This is a genomic window from Lysobacter sp. N42 (assembly GCF_004344885.1).
In genome coordinates this window covers 1-6465 of record NZ_SKFB01000083.1, presented here as the reverse complement: position 1 = coordinate 6465, position 6465 = coordinate 1, and the positions used below count along the sequence as shown (strand labels likewise).

6 protein-coding genes are annotated in these 6465 nt (G+C 63.1%); all 6 read left to right on the top strand.

Annotated features, from left to right (window positions below; translation table 11 throughout):
• The first annotated feature begins 611 nt into the window (after positions 1–611).
• The 6 genes from EYQ95_RS25655 (at position 612) to EYQ95_RS25630 (ending at position 5545) form a co-directional block, all read left to right on the top strand.
• Positions 612–884: a CopG family ribbon-helix-helix protein gene (locus EYQ95_RS25655; protein WP_132331974.1), complete on the top strand. Its 273-nt coding sequence runs from the start codon at positions 612–614 to the stop codon at positions 882–884.
• Positions 881–1171, top strand: coding sequence for a type II toxin-antitoxin system RelE/ParE family toxin (locus tag EYQ95_RS25650; protein WP_132331972.1), 291 nt, complete (start codon positions 881–883; stop codon positions 1169–1171). The genes EYQ95_RS25655 and EYQ95_RS25650 overlap by 4 nt, the downstream gene beginning before the upstream one ends.
• Positions 1172–1693: 522 nt before the next feature.
• Complete coding sequence (locus EYQ95_RS25645) at positions 1694–2290, top strand: PIN domain-containing protein (protein WP_132331970.1); 597 nt, start codon at positions 1694–1696, stop codon at positions 2288–2290.
• A gap of 1635 nt (positions 2291–3925) precedes the next feature.
• A complete protein-coding gene (locus EYQ95_RS25640; RefSeq protein ID WP_132331968.1) occupies positions 3926–4291 on the top strand; it encodes an N-acetyltransferase in 366 nt (121 codons plus the stop codon).
• A gap of 464 nt (positions 4292–4755) precedes the next feature.
• Positions 4756–5046, top strand: a complete 291-nt coding sequence (locus tag EYQ95_RS25635; RefSeq protein WP_132331966.1) for a hypothetical protein — start codon at positions 4756–4758, stop codon at positions 5044–5046.
• A 64-nt stretch (positions 5047–5110) separates the two neighbouring features.
• Positions 5111–5545: a hypothetical protein gene (locus EYQ95_RS25630; protein ID WP_132331964.1), complete on the top strand. Its 435-nt coding sequence runs from the start codon at positions 5111–5113 to the stop codon at positions 5543–5545.
• Positions 5546–6465 lie beyond the last annotated feature (920 nt).

Sequence of the window (6465 nt, the reverse complement as noted above, 5' to 3'; positions counted from 1 at the left end):
TGTCCCAACCGGGCCGGGCGCTAACAATTCGTCCAAGCCGACGCCGCTTCGCGGCGCGGCTTAACTCAGGTGTTAGCGCCCAAAGTCGTTGCCCGCATCTCGGGGTAGTCTCGTCGCAAGCGAGTCGCTCCGAGTTCTCCCACTCGCATCGCAAGCGAGTTGCCGTGCATTCGAAGCATCGGGCCCGGGTGGCTTGGCTGGCTTCAGACCGCGTGCCGCGCACGCCCGGGTAGCTTTAGCGCTCAGGAGGGACAGTGGCCCGCGTGCACGGCACCCGGCTTCGGGCCGTTGCTCGGCGGTTGAGGTCGTTGCTTTGCCCTCGCCTCTTTGGCTTCGCGCCCTGCTCCGCAGCGCGCCCAGGCGGCCGTGCTCCATCGCACTCAGGCCAACCAGGCTCGCGGCCGGGTTCTCGGTCAGTGCTCTGCCGTGGCATCCTCGCCACCTGAAACTACCGTTCGCGCTTCGTTGTTGCTCAGCTGGGCGCTAACAATTCGTCCAAGCCGACGCCGCTTCGCGGCGCGGCTTAACTCAGGTGTTAGGTGCTGCTGGCGGCATCCTTGCAAGCGCGGTTACGGTGTAATACATTGCAGCCTCGCGCCGGAGAGCCTGCCATGGGTGTCACCTCGATCCGCCTACAACCCGAAGTCGAGTCCAGTCTGGAAGCCATGGCCGGCAAGCTACACCGGAGCAAGAACTGGCTCATCAATGAGGCCATCCGCGAGTATGTGGCCCGACGGGAGCTGGAACATGCGCGCTGGAAAGAAACGCTCGGGGCCATTGAATCGGTCGCACAGGGTAAGGTCGTCGCGGGTGATTCGGTCCACGCGTGGCTGCGGTCCTGGGGCCAGTCTGATGAGTTGCCGCCTCCGCGCGTAGCTCAGTGAGGCTGGTCTATTCGCCCGAGGCCGTCCAAGACCTGGTTCGCCTTCGGCAGTTCATTGCAGAAAAGGATCCGGCCGCCGCCGCCCGTATCGCGGCCGAGCTCGTCGGGCGCATTGAACAGTTGCTTACCTTCCCTGAGATGGGCCGGCCGGTACCGCAAAGCCCTGAGCCGGGTGCAGTCCGTGATTTCGTGTTCGGCTCGTATGTCGTTCGCTATACGGTGCACCCATCCGCTCTCGCCATCTTGCGCATCTGGCATCAGCTCGAGCGGCAGCGGAGCAGCACCTAACAATTCGTCCAAGCCGACGCCGCTTCGCGGCGCGGCTTAACTCAGGTGTTAGGCCGCGCAACAGACAATGGGGAGCTTGTGATGTTCTTTGATCTGAGAGTCCGCCTCCGCATCATTAGGGTCATTTCGACCCACCCTAATTACGGCGCTCCAGCATCAAGCGCGCTCGGCCGCGCAATGTCCGAGATCTCGCGGGAATGGAAGTCTAAATTGCGAGAGTTCAAGAAGGCTGGCTTCAGCATTTCTGAAGCGTCGGCAGCGGGCGCGTGCTGGCTGCGTGATAACGTGCCTCCGGACAGACTCGGATTTCCTCTGAAGAGGGCCCTGCACTTTGCAACAGGATCACTAGAAGGGGCACTGCTAGCCGAAACCGGCAAGGTCCGAGAGGCAGTGGCGCGTCACCTGGATAAGCGGGCTTAAACAGCAGGCCTAACGGTGGCGCGGCCTAACAATTCGTCCAAGCCGACGCCGCTTCGCGGCGCGGCTTAACTCAGGTGTTAGCAGCTAAGGGGAGTATCTCGTTTGCGCACTAACTACGTGTTGATTGACTACGAAAATGTGCAACCTTCGGCGTTAGCGGCCCTGGAGAAGGAGCACTTCCAGATCTTCGTTTTCGTAGGCGCGAACCAGACCAAAGTGAACTACGAGATTGCGGATACCCTGCAGCGTCTTGGGCCGAAAGCAAGCTACGTCAAAATCGCCGGCAATGGTCCGAACGCACTCGATTTTCACGTCGCGTTCTACATCGGCCAGCTCGCCGCGGCTGATCCGAATAGCTTCTTCCACATCATTTCGAAGGATACGGGCTTTGATCCACTGATCGCTCACCTGAAAAGCAGGAAGATCTACGCGTGCCGCTCGAAAGACATCGGCGAAATGCCCATCGTAAAGGCTGCAAACTCGAAGAGCCCGGCAGAAAAGCTCGAAGTAGTTGTCGCTAACCTCAAGCAGCGCGGGTCGTCGCGGCCACGCACCGTTAAAACCCTCACGAGCACGATCAGTTCGCTGTTCCAGAAGGCCCTCGCCGAGGAGGAGCTGTCCGCTTTGCTCAAGGCACTCCAGAAGCATGGCTACGTGTCAGTCAATGAAACCAAAGTCAGCTATTCACTTCCCGAGTAACGCTGCTAACAATTCGTCCAAGCCGACGCCGCTTCGCGGCGCGGCTTAACTCAGGTGTTAGCTGTCCCTCCTGCACTCCCGGCTTTCGGCTCAAGCGCTCGGTGTCTCGCGATACGCTTCGGCCACAACGCGGGATTGCCCGGCGCCGGCATTTGAACCATCGCGTTAGAGCGGCGCGGGCTTCGGGCGGCCCAGGAAGGTTTCGCGGGGTCGCTATCCACCCTCGCCGGCTTCGCCCATTGCGGCAGGGCGTAGAGCAAATGCAGTATCCCTATCCCGTGCTGGTCCGCCCCGCCGCTGGCCAGCTAACAATTCGTCCAAGCCGACGCCGCTTCGCGGCGCGGCTTAACTCAGGTGTTAGCGCCCGCAGTTGGGATTCGGTGTTCGGAGCTTGTCCGTCGCACTCGTAGTTTTCCGCTCGTGTGCGGCTGGCACCCCAAGCACGTGGCCATGCACCGTCGCGTCGTGCCCGGCTGGTTCGCCGGCTCCACGCAGCGTGCCGCGCCGTGCAAGCCGCGCGGCCAAACGGTCGCAGCGCGGCACCCTGCCCGGACACGCCTCGGCGGGTGTGGCAATTGGCTTGCCCTGCCGCATCGGCTTTGCCGCCCTGCTGGCGCAGCGCGGCCCGCTTGGCCGTGCCACGTAGCGCTCACCACTCATCGGCTCGCGGGCTGCTGCCGTTCCGGGCAAGCCGTGGCATGCTCATCGCCGCAGCTCTTCGGAGGCGTCTGTCCCACCCGGGCCGGGCGCTAACAATTCGTCCAAGCCGACGCCGCTTCGCGGCGCGGCTTAACTCAGGTGTTAGCGCCCGCAGGCGAGGTTCGGTGTTCGGGCTTGTCCGTTGCACTCGTACTCTTGCGCTCGTGTGCAGCTGGCACCGCAAGCACGTGGCCGTGCACCGTCGCGTCGTGCCCGGCGGGTTCGCCGGCTCCACGCAGCGTGCCGCGCCGTGCAAGCCGCATAGCCAAACCATTGCAGCGCGGCACCCTGCCCGGACGCATCTCGGCGGGTGCGGCAATCGGTTTGCCCTGCGGCATCGGCTTTGCCGCCCTGCTGGCGCAGCGCGGCCCGGCCGGCCGTGCCACGTCGCGCTCACCACTCATCGGCTCGCGGGCTGCTGTCGTTCCGGGCAAGCCGTGGCATGCTCGCGGCCGTAAGTCTACGGAGGCGCCTGTCCCAACCGGGCCGGGCGCTAACAATTCGTCCAAGCCGACGCCGCTTCGCGGCGCGGCTTAACTCAGGTGTTAGCCATACTGATGGAAATTGGTCCCCAAGCGCAGAAGGTGGTAATGGCAATAGGCTTCTGCCTTTTGTTGAGCGGCGGATCGCTCGCGTGGTGGGCATTCCAGCACTTTGATGCGTTACCCAACCACCTAAGGCTTGGCGCGGTCGTCCCGCTCTTGGTCTCCTACCCTATGCTTACAATCCGCGCGTATACCAACTGGCATACGCTGAGCCTGCGCCATAAGGGGCACGCCGCTGGGGCACTCATCGCGCCGATTCTCGTCGGGATAGGTGCTCTCATGTGGTACATGGGAGCGCAGAGCACGTATGGCTAACAATTCGTCCAAGCCGACGCCGCTTCGCGGCGCGGCTTAACTCAGGTGTTAGGCCTACGTGGTTAGATCACGACAAATGAAGTCCAAACCCCTCCAGGTGTCGGCCAGTTGGCGCTACGAGGAGTCTGGAGAGCGGCAGCACTATCTGATCGAGATCTGGCTGGGCGGCCATCGGGCGGGAAGAGCACACGGATGGTTCGAACGCAGGGGTCCATTTGTGCTTGAGAAGATCGAATTGGAGCGCGCACAGCGCTCGAAGGGCTATGGCAGTGCCGTCATCGAACAGCTACGCGCCAAGGCCCGGGAGAAGGAATGCCCGGAGTTCATCATCCGGGGCGCCCGCGCAAACAACCTGCGGGCGATCAAACTCTACGAGTCGCTTGGAGCCCGGCCGGTCGAAACCGCCCTGCGCTTGTTCGACTTTGTCATTTCGCCGCCGTAGGCCTAACAATTCGTCCAAGCCGACGCCGCTTCGCGGCGCGGCTTAACTCAGGTGTTAGGCCCCGCAGGAAAGGTCGTAGGCGTCGGCGAGTGTCTGCCTACTCTCTGCCACCGTGCTCGGCGGCATGGCTTCGGCAGCATTCGGCGTGGCTCTCGGCTGGGTTCAGGCCAAAGCCCAATTCGCCTTCGGGCTCAGGCTCCATGCGAGCACATCGCGCCTGTTGGTCCCGTCGCGTCGGAGCCGGCTGCCGCTCCGCTTGCGGGTGGCCTCAGCGTCCACACCTCGCACTCGCAGCCACCACCCTCGGCAACGTCCGGGCCGCAGCACCCTTGCACCGATCCGTCGTACCATCGCATCTGGCAGTTGGGCGTCGCGCTCGCAAGTTCCAAGCGCAGGGCGGGGCCTAACAATTCGTCCAAGCCGACGCCGCTTCGCGGCGCGGCTTAACTCAGGTGTTAGGGCTCATGTCAGACATGCGTAGCACTCGAAAGTACAAGTTGTATCGGCTCTGGTCCGTTCCACTGCTGCTGGTGGGCGCTTGGTATCTTGTCCGCGCTGCAGAGTCCGGGCAGCTCAAGTTTGGGCTGCTTGGTCTGGGCATGCTGCTCGGCGGTACGTTTGCGTTGCGCCATGACCTGCTGGACACTTCGCCGAGCGGGCTGGACCTGCGTCAGGTGGGGCTTGGTTGGGTTTCGCTGCTTGTCCTTGCAGTTCTTCTCATACTGTCTGCAGCGGTGGTGAGCGTCATCGCATGAGCCCTAACAATTCGTCCAAGCCGACGCCGCTTCGCGGCGCGGCTTAACTCAGGTGTTAGGCCCCTTGTTCAGCACCATCGCTAGCTGGGTAGACCGAAAAAGCGTACGCGCCCTGCTCGCGGCCGTTGCGGTTCTTGCCACCGTCATGCTCGGCCCTTTCGCGTTCATCCTCGTCGCGGTCGGCCCCCGTGAGCCTTTGCTGTTTCTCTTGGGCCTTGGAGGCATCGCTGGCCTTCTGGGCGGAGGTGCTCGCATCTGGCTCGGAGCAAGGTTTTTTGCTCTACCCGCTTGGGCTCGCATAGCCTTGGCCCTGCTCATTACAGCCGGCACCTGTGCAGCGTTTCTTGCGGCGCTGGCACTGCCGGGCAAGATTTACTGGGCCACCGCCGCCCCGCTGGTCGGTGTCGCCGGCTTGGCCCTCCTCGCTGGCTCCGTTACCGGTCCCGGGCCGGGGCCTAACAATTCGTCCAAGCCGACGCCGCTTCGCGGCGCGGCTTAACTCAGGTGTTAGCGCTCACAGGGAATAGATCCTGGCGCGTGTGGTTTAGTCGCTCCTGAGCCTTCGCAGCTTTCGGCCACGTCAGCCGTGGCATTCGTAGCTGCAGCCGCGTGCAGCTGGGCAACGTCTGAATCCGCACATGGTCGGGCTGCACCCGGCTGCCGGGCGGCATGTCTCGGCTAGCGCGTTCCCTGCCCCGCTTGGCCCGCTTCGCGGCCCCCGCACCCTCCGCAGCATGTGCGGTCCACTGCGCGTGCCCGGGGTCGGGTGCATGGCCGGGGCACGGCGTGCCAAACTCGCCGCATGCGCGTTCAGCGGCCCGCATCCGTGGCCTGCTGATCGCTAACAATTCGTCCAAGCCGACGCCGCTTCGCGGCGCGGCTTAACTCAGGTGTTAGACGTGGGGATCAAATGGCACTGACACTCGAAGAAATTACCCCCGGCGCAATCGCGTACTTCGATGCGTCTATTCTCAATGCAGACCCCGCGGTCACGAACACGGGTAGCCCAGTCAATCGAATTGGCATCGGCAACCAGTTCGTCTGCTACAAGGTTGATGGTGCAAGAAGCTTCTGGGCACCGCTCACCGCAACATTCCGGCGTGAGCGCCTTCCCATTGACCCAGCATGGGTTTCGAATGGGTATGGGCCGCTGGCAGCCGGCGGCGTGTACCTCCAAGATGGAGCATGCACTTATGTCGGTCCTAGCAGCTCGTTCGTGCTTGCCGCAGCCAATGAGAATCCATTTGAGGGTAGCCGGCCTTCAATTTCGGCCGTAGGGCTCTCTCAAGTGCTTCGGGTCGTCGCACAGCGTCGGGGAAGCTTGTAGTGCAGTCGCCCACGTCTAACAATTCGTCCAAGCCGACGCCGCTTCGCGGCGCGGCTTAACTCAGGTGTTAGCTGTGTACGTGGCCTGGCCGT